Source organism: Pseudomonas fitomaticsae, from assembly GCF_021018765.1.
Classification (GTDB): Bacteria; Pseudomonadota; Gammaproteobacteria; order Pseudomonadales; family Pseudomonadaceae; genus Aquipseudomonas; species Aquipseudomonas fitomaticsae.
In genome coordinates, this window is record NZ_CP075567.1 from 1096378 (window position 1) to 1115848 (window position 19471).

Annotated in this window: 16 protein-coding genes, 1 other RNA gene and 1 pseudogene; 7 read left to right on the plus strand and 11 right to left on the minus strand. The window is 56.2% G+C overall.

The genetic code is table 11. From position 1 onward, the window contains the following. Nucleotides 1-10 precede the first annotated feature (10 nt). Both pmrG and KJY40_RS04790 read left to right on the plus strand, forming a co-directional pair. Nucleotides 11-682 carry a lipopolysaccharide core heptose(II)-phosphate phosphatase PmrG gene (gene pmrG / locus KJY40_RS04785; RefSeq protein ID WP_230735318.1) on the plus strand — a complete coding sequence of 224 codons (672 nt, stop codon included), beginning with the start codon at nucleotides 11-13 and terminating at the stop codon, nucleotides 680-682. Next, nucleotides 679-1500 (plus strand): phosphatase PAP2 family protein, encoded by an 822-nt coding sequence (locus KJY40_RS04790; RefSeq protein WP_230735320.1) that lies wholly within the window; start codon nucleotides 679-681, stop codon nucleotides 1498-1500. The genes pmrG and KJY40_RS04790 overlap by 4 nt, the downstream gene beginning before the upstream one ends. 65 nt (nucleotides 1501-1565) lie before the next feature. Here KJY40_RS04790 and KJY40_RS04795 read toward each other — a convergent pair whose 3' ends face one another. Both KJY40_RS04795 and rimJ read right to left on the minus strand, forming a co-directional pair. After that, the gene (locus KJY40_RS04795) at nucleotides 1566-2999 is read right to left on the minus strand and encodes an ArnT family glycosyltransferase (RefSeq protein ID WP_230735322.1); all 1434 of its coding nucleotides are present in this window, start codon (nucleotides 2997-2999) and stop codon (nucleotides 1566-1568) included. A 68-nt stretch (nucleotides 3000-3067) separates the two neighbouring features. After that, the gene (gene rimJ / locus KJY40_RS04800; protein WP_230735324.1) at nucleotides 3068-3655 is read right to left on the minus strand and encodes a ribosomal protein S5-alanine N-acetyltransferase; all 588 of its coding nucleotides are present in this window, start codon (nucleotides 3653-3655) and stop codon (nucleotides 3068-3070) included. A gap of 143 nt (nucleotides 3656-3798) precedes the next feature. Here rimJ and KJY40_RS04805 point away from each other — a divergent pair, with 143 nt between their 5' ends. After that, complete coding sequence (locus tag KJY40_RS04805) at nucleotides 3799-4422, plus strand: GNAT family N-acetyltransferase (protein WP_230735326.1); 624 nt, start codon at nucleotides 3799-3801, stop codon at nucleotides 4420-4422. 51 nt (nucleotides 4423-4473) lie between these two features. Here the strand turns inward: KJY40_RS04805 and KJY40_RS04810 are convergent, their stop codons facing one another. The 7 genes and pseudogenes from KJY40_RS04810 to KJY40_RS04835 all read right to left on the minus strand — a co-directional run bounded on the left by KJY40_RS04810 (nucleotide 4474) and on the right by KJY40_RS04835 (nucleotide 13223). Continuing rightward, nucleotides 4474-4842, minus strand: a complete 369-nt coding sequence (locus tag KJY40_RS04810) for a DUF6124 family protein (RefSeq protein ID WP_230735327.1) — start codon at nucleotides 4840-4842, stop codon at nucleotides 4474-4476. 384 nt (nucleotides 4843-5226) lie between these two features. Beyond that, nucleotides 5227-6843 carry a restriction endonuclease subunit S gene (locus KJY40_RS04815; protein WP_407681986.1) on the minus strand — a complete coding sequence of 539 codons (1617 nt, stop codon included), beginning with the start codon at nucleotides 6841-6843 and terminating at the stop codon, nucleotides 5227-5229. A gap of 457 nt (nucleotides 6844-7300) precedes the next feature. Beyond that, nucleotides 7301-7585 (minus strand): annotated as a pseudogene (locus KJY40_RS29695) (restriction endonuclease subunit S); the annotation flags it as partial. Beyond that, complete coding sequence (locus KJY40_RS04820) at nucleotides 7582-9051, minus strand: type I restriction-modification system subunit M (protein WP_230735329.1); 1470 nt, start codon at nucleotides 9049-9051, stop codon at nucleotides 7582-7584. The gene KJY40_RS04820 and the pseudogene KJY40_RS29695, both read right to left, overlap by 4 nt. A gap of 87 nt (nucleotides 9052-9138) precedes the next feature. Next, entirely contained in the window at nucleotides 9139-11505 is a 2367-nt protein-coding gene (hsdR, locus tag KJY40_RS04825) for an EcoAI/FtnUII family type I restriction enzme subunit R (protein ID WP_230735331.1), read from the minus strand. Between the two features lie 286 nt (nucleotides 11506-11791). Next, on the minus strand, nucleotides 11792-12625 hold the full coding sequence (locus KJY40_RS04830) for an ATP F0F1 synthase synthase (RefSeq protein WP_230735332.1): 834 nt from the start codon (nucleotides 12623-12625) through the stop codon (nucleotides 11792-11794). 4 nt (nucleotides 12626-12629) lie between these two features. After that, a complete protein-coding gene (locus KJY40_RS04835) occupies nucleotides 12630-13223 on the minus strand; it encodes a hypothetical protein (protein WP_229636593.1) in 594 nt (197 codons plus the stop codon). Nucleotides 13224-14411: 1188 nt separating this feature from the next. Here KJY40_RS04835 and KJY40_RS04840 point away from each other — a divergent pair. Genes KJY40_RS04840 through KJY40_RS04855 form a run of 4 tightly spaced genes read left to right on the plus strand, consistent with a single transcriptional unit; the run spans nucleotide 14412 to nucleotide 17412 of the window. Beyond that, entirely contained in the window at nucleotides 14412-15818 is a 1407-nt protein-coding gene (locus KJY40_RS04840; protein ID WP_230735334.1) for a YfjI family protein, read from the plus strand. Then, nucleotides 15805-16158: a hypothetical protein gene (locus tag KJY40_RS04845; RefSeq protein WP_230735336.1), complete on the plus strand. Its 354-nt coding sequence runs from the start codon at nucleotides 15805-15807 to the stop codon at nucleotides 16156-16158. Before KJY40_RS04840 ends, KJY40_RS04845 begins: the two co-directional genes overlap by 14 nt. Beyond that, on the plus strand, nucleotides 16142-17122 hold the full coding sequence (locus tag KJY40_RS04850; RefSeq protein ID WP_230735338.1) for an integrase domain-containing protein: 981 nt from the start codon (nucleotides 16142-16144) through the stop codon (nucleotides 17120-17122). Before KJY40_RS04845 ends, KJY40_RS04850 begins: the two co-directional genes overlap by 17 nt. Continuing rightward, complete coding sequence (locus KJY40_RS04855; RefSeq protein WP_230735340.1) at nucleotides 17119-17412, plus strand: hypothetical protein; 294 nt, start codon at nucleotides 17119-17121, stop codon at nucleotides 17410-17412. Before KJY40_RS04850 ends, KJY40_RS04855 begins: the two co-directional genes overlap by 4 nt. 134 nt (nucleotides 17413-17546) lie before the next feature. Here the strand turns inward: KJY40_RS04855 and KJY40_RS04860 are convergent, their stop codons facing one another. Both KJY40_RS04860 and ssrA read right to left on the minus strand, forming a co-directional pair. Then, nucleotides 17547-18803, minus strand: coding sequence for an integrase domain-containing protein (locus tag KJY40_RS04860; RefSeq protein WP_230735343.1), 1257 nt, complete (start codon nucleotides 18801-18803; stop codon nucleotides 17547-17549). A gap of 186 nt (nucleotides 18804-18989) precedes the next feature. After that, nucleotides 18990-19379: a transfer-messenger RNA gene (ssrA, locus tag KJY40_RS04865) on the minus strand. Nucleotides 19380-19471 lie beyond the last annotated feature (92 nt).

Below are 19471 nucleotides of genomic sequence, written 5' to 3' on the forward strand. Positions count from 1 at the left end.
GCGGCTTTTTGTGGAATTGAGACTGAGTCTGTTCGGCGTCAAGCGCTCGATTGATCTGAGCGGTCTGGCCCGTTTTCGAAACACCTGGGTGGTCTTGGCGGCGTCGGCGCTGGTGATTCCGCTGACCCTGTGGCTGCTCGCCCCGGCGGCGGTGCCTGACCTTGCCCACGGCAACGTGGCCGGGGCACAGGCGCTGAAGGACGGCTGGAACAAAGGCGAAATCATCGTGCTGGTGCGCCATGTCGAGCGCTGCGACCACTCGAAAGCCCCGTGCTTGAGTGGCAATGATGGCATCACCGATCGTTCGCGCAGTGTTGCGGTGAGCGTCGGCGCGCAGTTCGAGCAGTTGGGTCTGGACAAGGCCGACGTCTACAACAGCCCGATGGTGCGCACGGTGCAGACCGCCGGCTACATGTTCAACAAGGCGGCGACCGGCGAAGACTGGCTGATCAGTTGCAAGGGCCGGATGCTGCAGGACGCGCTCGCGCACAAAGTCCCGGGACGCAACCTGATTCTGGTAACCCACAGCGAATGCATGGCGCAGCTGGAAAAAGACCTCAAGGTGCCGGCCTCGACTCTCGGTTACGGCGCATCGCTGTTTGTTTCCGCCGCCAGCCCGGCGGCCCCACAGATGCTCGGCTTCATTGAAGCCTCCGACTGGCGCACGGTGACCACCCAATGAAATCCCGCTTTTATGCTTACAACTTCGGCATCCCGCTGCTCTGCGCAGCCGTGGTTTTTCTGATGTTCGACATGACCAACATCGACATCGCCTTCAGCAATTTGCTGTTCGATCCGCTGACCAACACGTTCCCGCTCGACAAGATCCACTTCTTCGAAAAACTGACCCACAAGTGGGCGCGGATCATTCCGAACTGGACGGCGGAAATCGCCTTGATCGGCGCCATGCTGTCGTTTGTCTGGCCGCTGGTGAAACCGCAGAAACATCCGCGTCTGGGCGGTTTTCTCGAGCGCTGCAAAGTCGCGCCGGTGCTGCGCTTTGCCGCCGATCACCGTAGGGATTTTCTGTTTGTGGTGGTGGCTTTCGCGGTCTGCACCGGGGTGATCCATTTCCTCAAGGCGCACACCAGCGTTTACTGCCCGATCGAAACCACGCTGTACGGCGGAAAGATGCCGCACATCGAGTGGTACAACAATTTCCAGCTGTTCCACGAAGCGGGTGAAGGGCGTTGCTGGCCGGGCGGTCATGCCTCGGGTGGCTTCACCATGCTGGCGCTGTATTTCGTGGCGCGTCGTTACCAGTGGCGCTTTTCCAGCGCATTGCTGTGGGGCTCGCTGCTGCTCGGTTTTGTCTACGGCACCACGCGGGTCCTACAGGGCTGGCACTACATGTCCCACACATTCTGGGCCGGGATCTTCGTGTGGCTGGCGTGTTTGCTGACGGCGTTGGCGTTCTATGGACGGGCTCGTCTGGAATTGCTGGTGTTGAGCAAGCGAGAGCGGAAGGTGTTCGGCGCACAGCCTGAGGCTTCTCTCTAAGTCCTCGCCGCTGAAATGAAAAACCCGCCATCACCGGCGGGTTTTTCGTTTGTGCTGTCGTGACTTCAATAGCCCACGAAGTAATACGCCTGACGCCCGACCATCATGGTCTTTTGGACTTTCAGCGGGGCGGCGGGTTCGCTGTCTCCCGATATCACGGCGATGTTCGATGGCGATGCACTGAGAAAATCCCGTAGCTGTGCATCGGTATCCAGGCCCTTGAGGACGCTGCGGGTATAGAACACGCTGGCGCCGCCGACGCGTTCGTTGGCTTGAAACAGTGCGACCTGACTGCCGCTCGCTTGCAGCGACTGGATGTGTTCGGTCAGCGGCAGGAACGACAGGTGCTTATCGGCGTTCGGCAGTGCCCATTGCGCGGCACCTAGATAGCTGGCGATGACAATCGTCAGTATCCCCGCCGCCAGTGTCTGACGGTGACGGGCGATGCGTCCGACAAAACCGTTCTTGTGATCCTTCAACCTGTCGAACAGCACGCCCGCATATTCCGCTGCTATCACTGCCGCTGCGGGTGTCATCGACATCAGGTACACCGTGCGTTTGCTTGAGGCCAGGGTCAGCAGGATGAACTGCGCGATGATCCACAGGCTGAAAAACAGCAGGTAACGGTTGGCCTTCAGATCCTTGCGAAAATGCCACAAGCCCAGGTACACCAGAATGTTCCAGGGCAGAAATGCCTGCGGCAGCTTGGCGAGGTAGTAGTAAAACGGCTCGTAGTGCCCAGCTTCGACGAACGATCCGCTGAAACGTCCTACGCTGTTGGTCAGCAACACTTCGCTGACCGCTTGGACGCCACCGCGTTGATAGAGCACGGCGAGCCAGATCATCAACGGGATCAGGCCGACAAGGGTCAGCAAACCCGGACGCAGCCAGTCCGTCAGTTTGAAGCGCTTGTCCATCAGGTTGTCGGCCAGCAGAAAAGCGAAAATCACCACACCCGGCATCGCCAGGCCGAGCACGCCTTTGCTCAGCGTGGCGATGGCAATCCCGACGGCAAACAGCAACGAATTGCCGAAGGTTGATTCTCGTTGTGCCTGGAAGAACGCCAACAGTGCCGTGGTCACGCCGAGGGCGAGCAACGCATCCTCGCCGACCCCGCGCACGTTGCTCCAGTAACTGGCCATGGTCGCCAGCAGAATCCCCGCCGTCCAGGCGATGGCCTTCGGGCGTTCGAAGCGGCGCAACATGGCGTACAGCAGCATCACGCTGAGCAACCCGGCCACCGCCGACGCCAGTCGCACTGCCCAGGGTGAGACGCCAAAAACGCGCAGGGCGCCGGCGTCCAGCCACAGGCTCAGGGGCGGTTTTTCAAGGAAAGGCTCGCCGAACAGGCGCGGTGTCACCCAGTCGTTGTCCAGGTGCATTTCCATCGCAATGCCCGCAACCCGGGCCTCGGTGGAGCCTTGCAGTTGATGGTTGCCAAGGGCGAAAAAGAACAGCAGAGCGGCAAGCAGAAGCAGGGAAGAGGCGGCACGCGACATGGGTTCAGGCAACCGGAAGTGAGCGGAAACCCGAGCTTACGCGGCCAATCCTTAATAATTTGTGAACGTCAGGACAGCGGTCGTGACCAGCGTTGCTCCGACGTTTCGAAACGCGGATTGACCCGCGCCGTCAGCACATGATCCTGCCAGCGCCCGGCAATGTTCAGGTACGCCTTGGCATAGCCTTCACGCTCGAACCCGAGGCGCTCCAGCAACCGGGCGCTGCGTTCATTGCCGGGAATGTAATTGGCCATGATCCGGTGCAGGTTCTGGGTCTCGAACATATAGGCGATGGCCGCCTCCAGCGCTTCCTGCATCAACCCCTTGCCCTGATGTGCCTCGTCGATGTGATAACCCAGATAACACGCCTGAAACGCACCGCGAATGATCCCGCTGAAATTGCAGGCCCCGATCATCTGCGCGCCGTCCGGGGTCAGCAACGCCATATGCACCGCCAGCCCGGCTTCGAAGGCGCTGGCCTGTATTTCAAGGCGTCGGCGGATCTGTTCGGTGGAGAAATAGTCGGTGGTGCGAATCGGTGACCACGGCGCGAGATGGCGTTGATTGCGCTGGTAGAACGCGCTTTCCAGCGTCGCTTGATCCGGGTCGAGTACCGCGAGCGTGAGGCGTTGACAGGGCAGGGTCAGCAGCGGCATCGGGTGCTCCGGTGGCAGGGAATGATTGACAGAATTGTCCGGCCGGACGGAAAACACAACTGGATAGCCGAGCGCAGAGCACTATAAATTTCGCTGATTCATTTCACATCCGGTTATGAGATGCGTCGTTCAAGGAGGACATGATGGAATGGGCATTCAAGGCGGGGGAGCAGTCGCTGCGACTGATACCGGCGGATCCGGCGTTTTACTCGTTGTTTCAGCAGGCACTGAACGCCAGCTTCCCCGATCATTCGGAGTTTCTGCCCTGGCCGCGTGAGTACACCAACGCGGAACAGGCGCTCGAATTCCTGCTGAAGGCCCGAAAAGAGTTCAACAGCGAAACCGGCGAGCGACGATGGCTGATCGTGACCGAGGACGGGCAAGCGCTGATCGGTTGCATCGGACTCAAGCCCCGCTCACGCAACCGTTACGTCGTCGGTTATTGGGCCAACACCGAGCAATCGGGCAAGGGCTACATGCGCGACGCCCTCACTCACCTGCTCAACAACCTTCCTGAATTCACCTTTTACCTGACCGCGTCCTCTGCCAATGCGAGAAGCCGGCGTCTGGCCGAGGCTGTCGGGTTTGTGTTGATCAGGATCCACCCAGGGGCCCGGCAATCGGAGCAGCACGGCGAGCAGGACACCTGCGTCTATCGCCTGCCAGACAAATCGCAGGCAAAAAAAAAGCCCGCAGGAGCGCGGGCGAACCGTAGTTTCTTGAATGAGCGAGGGCAATGTACACGGCCATCACCGCCGCCGGGGTGAAGAAAAGTTCATGTCGATGAACGACTTGCGTCATCGGCGAGCGGTCGTTTTTCAGTGCACGACAGGCGCCGTCGTACGGGGCACCAGATTCACCGGATCCAGGTTCTCCACGGCCCGATTGACCAGCATTTCGGTCATGATCGACAGCTGCCGGATCGCCAGCAACCGGCTGCGCTGAGAGCCCGTGAAATCATCGGCAATGTTGGTCGTCACCATGTTGAGCGCCGCCAGGGTTTCGCAGGCATGGGTCAGCAGGGTGGCCGTGTCCACGTCGGTGCGCACGGAGAAAATCTCGTTGAAAGGTAGGGTTCGACGCGGCTTTCTCACGTATTCCTGAGGCTGGGCAAGCACAGCCGGTTCTTTCGATTCGGTTTCGTGAGGCGGTGTTTGATCAGGCAGGCTTGGGTTGTCTTTTTTCATGACGAGGCTCCATGGTTTCAGGCTCCCGGCGAATCCCTTTGGTAAACCATCTGCCGGGTTGCAGCGGAGCGCGAAGACTAGCGTTTGGAAGCATCTTGAACCAGTTCATGAAAGTCGACGCGGGTTGCGGGAAATTTCCTAGGACTTTGGTAGGGGGGGGCTCGTTCTTCGCGTATCAATCCACCATATGCAACAAAACCCGCACTTGGTTGGCCTTGTCGATGAGCCGGGGTAATCTGAATTGGATTTTTAGGTATTTGATTTAATTGCTTAATGTGAGTTTGTAAATTTCTTTGGAATACCGATTGGAATACCGAGAGAAGCTGGAATGAGCAATAGGCTTCGTTTCCGTATCTTGCAAAGGACGGCCAAAAGGATCATCTGTTACTCGAAGCCGGGCAAGCTGAGCATGCCGCCTTTGGTGCGCTTGCCAAAGCCGGTGGGCATTAGGATTTTGTGTTTTTTCATCTCTGCGAGTACCGCCAACCATTCGGTTTTGCCAAAGCGCAGCTTGGTGTTGTTCCAGCTATGCATGACTTCGTCCACGATGGCTTCATCGGTAACCGGGCGACCTTCGAGAATAAAGTCGTTCCAGGCGGCATAGAGCGTCACAGTCATTTCGCAACGATCAGTATCCCAGTCCCGCATTAGCTCAATGACTTGGTCAACGGTGGCGCGCTCAGCGACAGACCAAGCGCTGCTATACGCCTGCTGATGCTGCCCAGCCTGGGACAGTGGGCGGTAGGCATGGCCAACAGTCTCGCGCTCGATGCGCTCATACCACCGATGGTTTTGTAGCTCGCTTTCGACTTTATTCATCAACTGACGGTCGTGGGGGCCGGCAGCGTCGCGCAGGTAGTCACCTTGGATAGCGTTGAGCCTCGCTACGTGTTCGGCCAAGTAGATCACCTTCTGCAGCTTGCGTTGGCCGAAGGTGCGTTGACTATGCAGCCGATGGGTGACTTCTGCGGCGAGGAGGGTGCGGGCTACTTGCCGATCCGTGGCTATGGGCCCCTGCTGGCTATCTTCGGCGAGGGAGCGTTCGACCAGGGTGCTGGCCAACTGTGCGTTCAACTGACGGGCCTGGGTTAGGCGGGTTTTGAGTTGGTCGCAGAGGGCCATTAGTTGGTCGACTTTGGCGACGATGCGCTGTTGTTCTCCGAGCGGCGGTAGCGGGAAAGCGCATGCTCGAAGTTGAGTCATATTGATGGAAGCAAGGTTTGTAGTCTGCTTTGACGAACCAGCGAAATACTCTCTTGCTGAGGCAGAATTCAGATACATCTCTGCCCAGCGTGGCTCCCAATCTGTTACCACTGCACGCGCCCGGAAAACATGGTTTTGGTGAAGGCATTCAGGCAACTCATCACGCCAAATTGCTGTACGCCCGACTTTGTCCCAATCACCACCTTCTGTAATCAGCAGGTCACCGTTCCGAAGTAGGTACTTTTCGACTTCGTCTTCTGGAACTTCGACTTCCTTAATCCGCTCCATCTCCAAGCGTCCACGCTGGACATTCGCCACGCGGAGGTAGGGTTTGGATAACAGTTTGCGGCCGCCAAGTTTTCGTCCAAGTGTGACCCCGCCGGTCACATGTAAAACATCATCAATGGTTTGCCATTCCCAGCCGGCAGGGACGTCAAAAGGCGGTTCCGGTTGCAAATCGGCAGCCAGATCCTTTTGCTTACGAGCCTTCGATTTGGCTAGATAGCTTTGTTTTTCGGCTTGGATACGTTTTACAAACTCACTCGCCGACTCATCGTTGGGATCTTGCGGCACCAATTTGCCCATCACGGCAAGTTGCATCAGGGTTTGTTTGAGGAGGTCGATGCTGGGTTCGGTGGTGAACAGGGAGTGGAAATGTTCGGCCAGGCACTGCCAGTTGGTGGCGAAGTCGGTAGCGTCGCTGGCTTGGGTCAGGCTGTCGAGCAGCACTTGTACCAGTTGGGCGTGGGCGCTTTCGGAGTCGGCCTGCTGGGCTTCCATTCGGTCGCACAGGGTCATCAGCTCATCGACTTTAGCGACGATGCGGTGTTGTTCCCTCCATGGGGGCGAGCGGGATTAACAGCCCTTTTAGCGCAGTTCCGTTTACATTTGGTTGCCCGGTGCCCATTGAGTTGGCATAAAGCTGCTTCCAATAAAACTGAGAACCCAAAAATACCTTCGTGAAGTTAGGGAATATAGCGTCAAGGCGGCCAATTCGGATCAGATATGAGGCAAACACAGCTGAATGGGTAAGCCCTGAAACAAGATACGACTTACCAATGGTCCCTCCTGTTCGAGCAATAACGATATCGCCATCTTTCAACTCATAACCGGTAATTTCGCTCGGAGAAATATCACACCCAGGAACGGTATTCCAGTTGACCCCATCATTTTGTATGTCTGTGATCCTGAGAAGTAAGGGCTCTCCGCTTTGGTGATCAGCGGATGCAGTGAAGCCATATTGAACATCACTAGAAATCCGCCCAAGCTGGGACCACTCCCATCCTGCCGGTAGCTCAAACGGCCTTTCCTCATTAGCAATCTCAGCCAGCGGCTTCTGCTTCTTGAGCTTCCCCTCAGTCACCAATCGCGCCTTCTCCGCCGCGATCCGCTTTAGTAACTCACTGGCCGGCTCATCACTTGGATCTTGCGGCACCAACTTGCCGCGCACCGCCAGTTCCAGAATCAGCTCGCGCAGCTTCTTAATGCCATTCGGCGCACCGGCCAGAAGCGGAAGGTTGTCCGTGAGCAACGTGGTCATGCCTGACGCTCCAGCGCTTCGGCCAGTACCGCTTTGAGCTGATCACGCAGGTCGCTGATTTCGTCTTGCAGAGCTGCGTAGTTGCGTAGCAGCTCGTCCGGGTCGTGGCTGATCCGCTCGCCGATATGCGGGTTTTTGCAATCCAGGTTCCAGTTGCGCGCTTGTAGCTCTTCGACGCTGACCTTCCAGGCAAATTCGTGCTCTACCCGTGCGGCAAAGCCATCGGCCTCGTTGCCCCACCAGGCTTCTTCCACCGCAAACTCTTCGATACGCATGGGGCGCGTTTTGGAGTAGTTCTTAACGCCGGCCGGGTACTGGTGTTCGTAGAACCATACCTGTTTAGTCGGTGCGCCCTTGGTGAAAAACAGCAGGTTGGTCTTGATACCGGTATAGGGGTTGAAAACGCCGTTGGGCAGGCGAATGATGGTATGCAGGTTGCATTCCGTGAGCAGCTTTTCCTTGATACGGCTTTTGGTGCCTTCGCCAAACAGAAAGCCATCGGGAAGCACCACGGCGGCGCGGCCACCATCTTTGAGCAGCTGCATGATCAGCACCAAAAACAGGTCTGCGGTCTCACGAGTGCGGAAGGCCGCAGGGAAGTTGGTTTCGATGCCGTCTTCTTCCATGCCACCGAACGGCGGATTGGCGACGATGCAGTGCACGCGTTCACTCGGTCCCCAACTGATTAGCGGTTTGCTCAGGGTGTTGTCGTGGCGAATCTGGTTCGGCACCTCGATGCCGTGCAGGATCATGTTGGTGGTAGCCAGCAGGTGCGGTAGCGGCTTTTTCTCCACGCCGAAAATGCTGGCCTGCAGGGTGCGTTCGTCTTCGGCGGTTTTTACATAGCGGCTGCGTTTGTGTTCGATGGCGCAAGTGAGAAAACCACCGGTGCCGCAGGCCGGGTCCATGACCTTTTCGTCCAACTTCGGATCGACCATGCGCACCATAAACTCGGTGACTGGGCGCGGTGTGTAGAACTCGCCAGCATTACCTGCGTTCTGTAGGTCTCGTAGCAGTTGCTCATAGAGATTGCCGAACTCGTGGCGCTCTTGGGCTTTGTTGAAGTCCACGCCGTCCTGAATCTTGTTGATCACCTGGCGCAGCAACTGCCCAGACTTCATGTAGTTGTAGGCGTCTTCAAACACGCTGCGCACCACAAAGGCTGAGGGCGTGTTGCTGTACTCGTGCAGGTTCTGCAACTGGGGGAATAGGTTGTTGTCGATAAAGTCCTTCAGTGCATCGCCGGTCATGCCTTCCGGATCGGCGGCCCAGCTACGCCAGCGGCAGCTCTCGGGAATAGGAGAGCGGTAGTTATCGTCCATTAGCTCCCATTCCAACTCACGGTCATCGAAGATTTTCAGGAACAGCAGCCAAACCAACTGGCCAATGCGCTGGGCGTCGCCGTCTACGCCAACGTCTTTGCGCATGATGTCCTGGATGGACTTGATGGTGGAGCTAATGGACATGAAGTTCTCTCAACGCGTGCCGCAAGGGGGCGAAATTCTACCGGATAGTGTGGACTGCTGCTTTGGCATGTCGTCGGTGCTTAGCCCTTAGCTTGCGTAAAGTTCGTCTTCCAGTTCGTGGATAGCCTTGTTGTAGCCAGCCTTGCCGCCAAAGGCTTTGACCAGCTCGATGGGCGCACCGAACTGGCTAAAAGGGTCAAGCTGAAGGATTTTGATGTCCTCTATATGCTCGATGCCGGTATCGGCGTATTTATCCAACAGGGCCTCCAGCACCTGGCGGGTTGCGCCGGAATACTTGGCGAAGTAGTTGCGCTTTTTCACCTGCTCGGCGCGCTCGCGGCGTGATAGGGCAGGCTGATCGAAGGCGACGTGGCAGATAAGGTCGAACGGATCGAGCGGTTTGCCCTGTTTCTTTTCAACTTCTTCGGCTAGGGCTTCCCACATCACACCCTGGACGGCCATCTCCTCGATGATGACTTTCTTTTGCTCGGAATCACTCCAGCGCCGGAGGAAGTCATCCAGCGAGGCGAACTGCTTTTGTACGCAGGTGCGGGTGTAGTCGTGCAGCGATTCGGTGATCAGTCGGCCATCCGGGCCGTAGTACTGCACACGCTCGGCTATGACGTAAATCGGGACGTTGTCGATGACGTACTTGATGCGTTTTTTGCCTTCATCCTCGCCAGTGAATTCCAGGCCATCACTATCGTTAGCTTCGCCTGCGATGATGCAGTCCTCATCGGCAAGCGGATCGTCTGGCGGTACGGGGGCGTCGTCACCGTCGGGTGCGTAGATCACCACCGGGTCGCCGTCGAAGGCAGGGTCGGCAAACAGTTCGGTAGCCTTTTTGAAGTCCATGATGGTGAACCAGTACTTGCCGTAGTCTTCGTTGATGCGAGTGCCGCGACCGATGATTTGTTTGAACTCGGTCATCGATTTGATGTGCTGATCGAGCACGATCAGCTTGCAGGTCTGAGCGTCGACGCCCGTGGTCATCAGCTTGCTGGTGGTGGCAATGACCGGGTAGCGCTCTTCTGGGTTGATGAAGTTATCCAGCTCGGCCTTGCCTTCCTGGTCATCGCCGGTGATACGCATGACGTATTTGCGGTTTTCGGCCACACGCTCGGGGTTGAGGTTGACGAGTGCTTGGCGCATGCGCTCGGCGTGGTTGATGTCGTCGCAGAAGACGATGGTTTTCTGAAACGGATCGGTGGCCTTGAGGAGTTCGGTAACCTTCTGCGCCACCAGTTGGGTCCGCGCCTCTATAACCAGGGTGCGGTCCATGTCCTTGAGGTTGTAGATGCGGTCTTCGATCAGCTCGCCATTCTTATCGAGCATACCTTTGGGTGGCCGCCAGCCTTGCAGGTCTTTATCGAAGTCGATACGCACCACTTTGTAGGGAGCGAGAAAGCCGTCTTCGATGCCTTGCTTCAAGGTGTAGCTGTAAATCGGTTCACCGAAGTAAGTGATGCTGGATACTTCCTTGGTTTCCTTCGGTGTGGCGGTGAGGCCGACATGGGTAGCGCTGGAAAAGTAGTCGAGGATTTCACGCCAGGCGGAATCCTCGGAGGCGCTGCCACGGTGGCATTCGTCGATCACGATCAGGTCGAAGAAGTCGCGGGAGAACTGCTTGTAGATGTTCATCTCTTCATCGGTGCCGGTGACGGCCTGATAGAGCGACAGGTAGATCTCGTAGGAGGTATCGATCTGACGTTTGGCGATCTTGGTCATCGCCTGGCCGAAAGGCTTGAAGTCGTTGTTCTTGGTCTGGTCGACCAGGATGTTGCGGTCAGCCAGGAACAGGATCCGTTTCTTCTGTTTCGATTTCCACAGCCGCCAGATGATTTGGAAGGCGGTGTAGGTCTTACCGGTGCCCGTGGCCATCACTAGTAAGATACGGTCTTGGCCACGCGCTACAGCTTCGACGGTGCGGTTGATGGCATTCATCTGGTAATAGCGCGGCATGCGCCCGGAGCCGTCGTCGTAGTAGGGCGCTTCGATCTTGTGTTGGGCTGTTGTATCCAGCCCCTTCCACTGGCAGTAGCGGTGCCAAAGTTCGGTGGGGCTGGGGAATTGATCGAGGGTGAGTTCGGTTTCTACTTGGCTGCCTGTGCCACTGCGGTCGTGAAACAGGAAACCATCGCCATTACTGGAGAACACGAACGGTACGTCCAGCGCCTCTGCATAGCCCAGGGCTTGCTGCATGCCGGAGCCAACTGAGTGCTTGTTGTCCTTCGCCTCAATTACAGCGATAGGCAAGTTGGCCTGGTGGTAGAGGATGAAGTCTGCGCGGCGTGCTTCGCCGCGGCTGTGCAGCTTACCCCGGACGATGATGCGGCCTTTGGTAAAGCTGACTTCCTCGCGCACCTGCTTGTGCATATCCCATCCAGCTTGCTGAACGGCTGGGGCGATGTACTTGCTGCAGATGTCCCGCTCGGAGAGTGATTTCTTGTCCATGGCTGGCTATGTCCCTATGGCGTGCCGTGGACTTTACCAGATCGGGCTGGAGGCATGCTGCCAGTATTGGCTGACACGCAGCGTGGTAACCCCGGAAAGCGGGAGCTTCTAATCCTTACGTGCGTCGTTTTGTTCCATCCGCATAAATTGCCGCGCGTAGAAGCGGTGCCTGTCAGGTATCTGTGAATTGACGTAAGCGATGCCCTCGAGATGGAAGAGCAGACCAATATCTGGCTTGGATAAGCGACGGCTGAGGCCAGGTCGTCGCTATCCAGCCCATAAAGTACTATCCCAATGCTTGGACAGAGTTTGCCAAACGTTTTTCTTGTCCAAATTGGGTGGTGTAGAACCGCTGCTCTATTCCATAGATGAGCATTTTTAGGTCGTTGTCCGTAGAAATGTCAAACATTCCCGAATCTTTGTTAAATTTCAAACTTTCGCCGCAATAGCCATCAATGTAGGAAAGCATACCTTCCTTGTCTTGCTCGGGTAACGCTGCCAACGTAGCCATAGCCAATGCAATTCGTTTTCGGTTTGGCTTTGACACTTTATCGGCATAAAATTCATTGCTGAGCGTAATAAATGGCTCGTCGAGGAATTGCTTAACCTCTTCTTGGGTTGCCTCTTTATAAAGCTCATCGATGCCCGGAAAAATACTGGAAATTGTCGCCAGATTTTTGAAAATTAGCACGTCTAGTGCGGAGAAATATACCGCATCCGGTTGAGCATTGATCACCAACCTCAGTCGATCATCTTCAACCTCTGCCACCTCACCGAAGACGAAGGTCTTTCGGCGCAGAAACAGCGAAGGCGTGACTTTCTGAAAGTAGAAATCATCGCTCTGAAGCGCACAGATATGAGAGATTTCCGGAAATTTACCCTTAGGTAGGTCGTCGTAGTCTTTTGCATCGAAATCCGATGTGAGAATTTCAGCGCAGTAGGCTTGCTCAGAAAATTTTTCAACCTTAAACCAACACTCCTCATCCAAATTATGATCAGGGTTGTAAGGAATGCACGCGGCGGGATCAATCTCCAATTTCGGGAATAGCGTGTAATCGGAAATTAACTTGAAGATTGGCTTTTTGCGCAGTTTTTTTACTTTTACTAATACATGATCCATATGTTCATTCTCGTTCAATAAATGTGTAATTATTTATTCTGAAGGCCTTGGCAATGGCGATATCACTGGGAACCTTGTATCTCTCGCGACTGATGAGGAATATGGAGGCCTTGGATGTTGTGGTTATATTGTAGAATTCATACCCATACAGCAAAAATAAGGGGTTGAAATACAATGCCTGTGACCTGAACGTAAAAATGAAGAGGACCCCATATACAAAGAATAGTGTTTCCCAGTTGCTCACGCTAAGCGCCACGAAGAAATACCCCAAGTAGCTGGGTAAAAAGCTATTGTTCGCGTGCTCGATACTTTCCACCTGCCCTTGTTTGAACTCGTCCTTTCCTAAAAAAGAACTGAGGCGAAGACTCACTCCAGTGAGAAGGATCGGAACCAAAAGGTATAAGGCATAAGATACGGCATTAGGTGTTTTGTCTAACCAAGGAAGGCCAGGAAAGAAATGTGCCAGCGTAAGACCTTTTTGAACGAGATAAATGATGACCAGAAGCGACGTAGCATTAAAGGTCAGCAATATCCTGAATATAAAGTTGAGATCAAATCGTAACCTGTCCATAGGTTCCTTAGCGTAAAGATTAGGCATCGAAATTTCAGGTACTATAGATTGGAACGATAGCGAATTGCCATATTTTCGTCGAGCGTGTGCTTGTTTCGTCAGGTTGATCTCGAGTTGGGCGAGATAGCCTTGTTGGGATTCGTGAAGCCGCCGCATCCGTTTGAAACTTTGCTTTTCCCGCTAAACCCTCCGATTCAGCGATCTTTGATCGCGCCGATCGGAGGGTTCACTCGCTTTTTCTCGAAGCCACCTTGTTCCGCCGTCTCATTTGGATATCTGATTGGCGCCACGCCTTCTTTTACCCTTCAGTAATTACCACGATCTCTATCGGGCGCAGCGCCGTTTCAGTGTCAAAGCGGATCTTTTCGTGGAGGCATGAATGTAGGTGTGGCGACAGCGGCGACGCCGGCGACAACACACGTAGAACGTGACCTGGAACGTGGCGACAGAAGTGGCGACAGTCGCCACTTTCTGAGCGCATTAGCCGTGACGCTTGACCGCCTTTTTGAGTGGGTATAAAAATTGGCGCACGGATCGCTGTCGTTGACAGCACCTGCCCAGGTAGCCAGAACCTTTAAGGCTACGCCACTTGCGTGGTGGTTCTCCCAAAGTGCGATTAGCGTCCGGCGGCTCGCACGATCACTCCCCAGGAGTGATGGATGCCTACTCGACTGATCTGCCCACTGCGGCAGACGATGGACCTACCCCGCTGCGCTGCAGCAACCTCACCTCTCGGCTCAATTCGCTGCGCCAATCCGCGCCCGTCTCTTTCTCCTGGAAAGAGACGGGCGCTCGTACCACTGCTGCAAGCCATGTCTTACATGGCATTGCCGCAACTCTCCTCGTGACAATCGGCCTGACAAATCTGATTCGTCGCCATCCGCATCGACACAGGCACCGGTGCCGCAGCCTTTGGAAAGGCTGTACCTGACTGACAGTCAGGCATGCCCCAGGTGTCCATGTCGTTGCCTTCTCCTGCTCAGGATCTCCAGGTGCCGAACTCGTCAGTCGGCACAACCTCCACCCGCCCGCATCTTCGGATGCGACTAAGGAGGCCAGATTCATGGGTTCATGCCCTCGCTCCCGGTCGTAAGGAGCCGTTCGTTCCGCGTCAGTGAACACCTCACAGGCCGCAGGGGCCTTGATCCCTGATAACACTCAACAGCCGTGGCGGGAGTACGTGAGGACAACCAGCAATCACCGAGGAGAGGACCCATGCAGCAGTTAGATCCGAAGCCTGAACTACCACGATCCCCTCGACCGTTAATCGAGTCGAATCCCGTGGCCGAGCCTTATCCAGTCCAGGCACTGGGTGGAATTCTTGGGCCTGCAGTGGAGCGCATGGCCGAGGTCATCGGCGTGCCCCAGGCACTGGCCGCGCAGTCGGTGTTGGCCGCCTCGGCGCTCGCCACCCAAGGTCATGCGGCCTTACATCTCGACGGTAGAAATTATCCCCTGTCGCTGTACCTGATCACTGTTGCCGCGTCCGGTGATCGCAAGACGGCGGCAGACCGATGTGCATTGCTGCCTGCACGGCAATGGGAGCGTGAACAGTGGCAGCGCTACCGCGAACAACTCACTCGGTACCGTGCCGCACAGCGACAGGCGCAGCGTATCAACCCTGCCGATTCCGTCCCCACAAACGGCGTACTGCTCGAAGCGGAGCCCTCTGCACCCAGGCTGATTACTACGGACCCAACTATCGAGGCGCTGATCAAAGGGCTCTGCCATGACCTGCCGAGCATGGGGTTGTTCTGCGATGAAGGAGGGCAGTTCCTCGGTAGCAGCACCATGAGTCGGGACAACCGCTTGAAAGCGGTCACGACCTTGTCGTCACTCTGGGACGGTAGCCCGATTGACCGCGCGCGCTCCATGGCAGGTGAAAGCCTGCGAGCCTATGACCGACGCGTGAGCCTGCACCTGATGTTGCAACCGTACTTGGCCATGCAGTTACTCAGTGATCCGTTGCTGCAGGGGCAAGGCATCCTCGGACGCTGCCTGATGACCTGGCCCACCAGCCTGGCTGGACAACGTAGCTATCAGGCTGTCGACTTGTCGAAAGACGCCGTACTAAAGCGATATCACCACCGCCTTTCGGCCCTGTTTCATAAGCCTTGGTCACTTTCCGCTGACGGTGCTCTGCAGCTGTCACCGCTGACCCTCAGTCCGTTGGCCCGCCGTCGTTGGATTGATCTGCATGATGCCATCGAAGCCCAGTTGGGTGAGTTTGGGGAGCTGGCCAGCGTACGGCCTAGCGGATCGAAGGCCGCCGATAACCTGCTCCGAATCGCCGGCATCCTGGCAGTTGTGGAGGAGAGCGGCATGGTGGAGGTCGATCATATCCAACGGGCCTCCGCTTTAGTCGGCTACTACCTCACCGAGATCCAGCGCCTGACCGAGCAGGAATCGGTATGCAGGGTAAAGGAGGAGGCGGACCGCCTGCTGCGCTGGCTGCAGGTCAAGGATTGGAAGCGCTTCAGTATTCGAGAGCTGAATCGCAACGGTCCCCGCTTTGCCCGCAAGAGCAGCCGTCATGCCGCCAAGCTGCTGGTGGAGTTGATTGATCATCAGTGGTTGATCACCGATGGTCAAACCTTCGAGGTGCGCCATGTTCAATCTTGATGAAGCGCTGCGTAACCATCTGGCTCAGCGCCAAAAGGAACCGAAAGTGCGGTTTGTCGCCGCGAGTGTCGCCACTTTGTCACCACGCTCAAGGCCAGACGAGGTAAGGGTTGTCGCCGGTGTCGCCGATGTCGCCACCCTCCGTAAAACTATCACCTCGACGACAGCCATCATTCAGTGGTTGAAAGAGGAAGGCGCGCATCTCTACGTCGCCGAAAACACGTTGTGTTTTCGCCCGACTGATTGGGCCCAGTTCGCTATTGTGAGTGCACACTGGCGAGCCCTCTTGCGTGAGCTCGTGGCAGTCGATCAGGAGCAGAAAAATGGCTCGCATCGGTAAGCGAGTTGGGCGCAATTTCGGCTTCGGTCGTCAGCTCAGCTATGCCGGACCGCAAGCCTTGAAAGATCTGTTTGGCGCCGGCCATTTTGCTACCGTCAAAGCCCATAGCGATCGGTGGCAGGCCTTCGTGAATTGGTGTCGATCCGATGAAGGGCCGAGGCTGAATGACGCGCGACAGATCGACCGTGACATCCTCATGCGGTACGCCACTTATGTGCGGGAGCAGGTTGATCAGGGTAACGTCAGCATCGCCACCGCGCAAAACCGCTTGTCCAGCGTCAACCGCACGTTGGCCGCGCTGCGCGGTGATCAGTACGTCAAAATCCCGAGTCCGAGTAAGGCGCTGGGCCTACAGCGTTCAAGCGTTCGTAGTGAGGCACCGCAAGGCCAAGACCGTGTGCAGGTCAGGCTGATTGCGCAAGCGCTGTCGGAGCGTGAGCAATCGAGGGTGAGTGCCATTGTGGTCCTTTCCCGGGAGACTGGTATGCGCTTGCGTGAAGCGATTTTGGCAGACCTGCCACGGCTGCAACGAGAGGCGCATCGACTGGGCAAGATCAACATCCAGGATGGCACCAAAGGCGGTCGATCAGGCGCATCTGCGCCGCGTTGGATTATGGTCACGGATCAAGTCCGAGAGGCGCTGGACAGAGTCAGTGAGGTCTCACCCAGTGGCAGTCGGAATTTGTTGGCGCCCGATGAAAGCTACAAAGACTTCATACAAAAAGTCGTGCGGCCGGCACGGGACCTCCTGCATGAGTGTGGATTAAAAGGCTTTCATGAGCTGCGAGCGGCATACGCGTGTGAGCGCTACGCACAACTGACTGGCTTTCCTGCAACCGTTAATGGCGGTCGTGGTCACCGAGAAGATCGAGAGCTTGATCAGCACGCCCGTCAACAGATCAGCCACGAGCTCGGCCATAACCGCATTGATGTGGTGAGTGCCTACATCGGAGGTCGGCGATGACGGCCGAGTTCGATATGGAGTTGTTTCTCAGTCCCGTGCTCAAAGGTGCGTATGCCACACGACAGCGGCACGTCAGGCAAGCAGAAAGGATGCACGAGGTGATTCGTGAGCGCTGGGGTTGCGCGACTCCCTGGTCTTGGAGGGAAAAACATGTGAGATGGTTTTTGGAGCACTATCTGCGTTGCTCTGCACCAGCGACCGTCTACTACTACGACTTAACAGCAGGGTTGATCCGCCGCAGAAAGGCAAAGTCGTGGTTGCCTGATAGACCTTTAAGCGTGAGCCCCTGAATATGGGAATGCGGAGCCTTCCCATATTCAGGGGCTTGGCTGAAGAAGCGCAGCCATGCGAGAGATTTATCGACAGTCGTCATTTTTGTCACATGCCCCACGACACCGATGGCATGGATTGTCGCCGGTGATGCTCAGCGTATCGGCACCACGTTACGGTCCCTGGTTTGATTGATAGCCGATGCCGACAGGCTGCCGGTGGCCGCCTTCTGGATATGTTCACTCCACCAAGCCATCATCGGACGCCGGCGTTCGATGTAATCCGTCCGGTTGTAGGCGCTACGAACTTCGTCCTTGTCGACATGCGCCAGCGCGACCTCGATCAGTTCCGGATCCCAGCCATGCTCATTCAGGATGGTGCTCGCCATCGAGCGCAAGCCGTGGCTGACTAGACGGTCCTGAAAACCCATGCGCTTCAACGCCATGTTGGCGGTCTGGCTATTGGCATGGGTGCGGGGGTTTCTATCTGAGGGGAACACGTACTCTTTGTTACCGCTGAGTTGCTTGAGCATCGCCAGCAACGAAAGTGCCTGATCGGTGAGAGGGATTGTATGCGGCCGACGCTTTTTCATGCGCTCTGGCGGAATGGTCCAAATGCGCTTGTCGAAGTCGATATCTGCCCATCGCGTGGTGGCTGCTTCGGCAGGGCGGGTCATCGTGTGCAGCTGCCATTCGATCAGGCAGCGGGTCGTGCGCTTGATACTTGCGTTCGCGATTTCCATCATGAGCTCGGGAAGCTCCTCAGGTGGTAGCGCAGCCATGTTCTCTTTCTTGGGTTTCTTGAATACCGCCCGAATTCCATTGAGGGGATTCGCAAATATCAGCCCGGAGTTGACCCCGTAGGTCATGATCTCGTTGAGTCGTTGGCTCAATCGTTTCACGGTTTCGAGACTCCCTTTGGCCTCGATTGGGCGAAGGATCTTGATAACCATCGGAGCAGTGATTTGAGAGAGCGGCGTTGTTTTCATGCTTGGGAAAACATGGAGCGTCAGCGATCTCCAAATGTCTTCGGCGTAGGCTTTGGTTACGGAGTCTTTCTTCAGCTCGAACCAGGCAGTGGCCACCTTCTCGAAAGTGTGTTCAGTCTCAGCAAGTTTGGCTTGCCTTACCTCATCACGCTGGGTTTTGGGATCAGTGCCCAAAGCGAGCAACTCACGCGCCTCTGCGGCTTTCTTCCGGGCGTTGGCTAGCGAGAGGTCGGGGTATGGACCGAGCGCCATATTAAGACGGCTTCTGGTCAACGGCTCGCGGTAATTGAAATTCCACATCATCGAGCCGCTGGCGCGTACTCGAAGCTGCAGGCCATCGCCGTCGCTGAGGACGAAGTCTTTACCAGTTGCCTTGACTGCCTTGAGCTGGCGATCGGAGAGGCGGGTTGCGTTAGTAGGCATGGGGGCTACCTCCAGCACCGTTTTGGTATCCTGAAAGTAGCACTTGGCAGCCCGGGATACCACCTGGGATACCAAAGCGCCTGGAACTCAGAAATCCTCAAAAGCCCCCGCTAGCCCTGAAACCCCCGTGTTTACTGGATTTCAGGCACAAAAAAAGACGTCCGTGGACGTCTTTAGATGATGAAGTGGTGGAGCCGGGGGGATTTGAACCCCCGTCCGCCAGTACTCCGCTGTCGGTACTACATGCGTAGCCGTGTCTATTAAGTTAACCCTCAGCGACCCGACGGGCAGGGTGCTTTGGGCGAGTTGTGTAAGTTTTAGCCGCTTCGTCCACAACGTACTGCACGGCGATTCTGTTCTATATGACAATCATTTTGGGTTTACAGACATCCCCTGATGATTGCTGGACCCGAAGGTACCAGGAGTGCATGTCAGCTGCAATTAAGCAGCGAGAGCAGCACCGTATTGGTCGTCATTGGCAACTATAAGTAGTTGCAACAGTGGATTTACGACTTCTGTTACCAAGTCGGCATGCACCTAGAGTTTCGCAACCGGCGTCGAATCCTAAACGGCCCCGAGCCTGGTGCTCTGTGGATCTTGTGAGCAACAAGCCTGCGCAGTGTACGCCAAACGGCTCACAAGGCCAACCCGAAGGTTGGCCTGAGCTT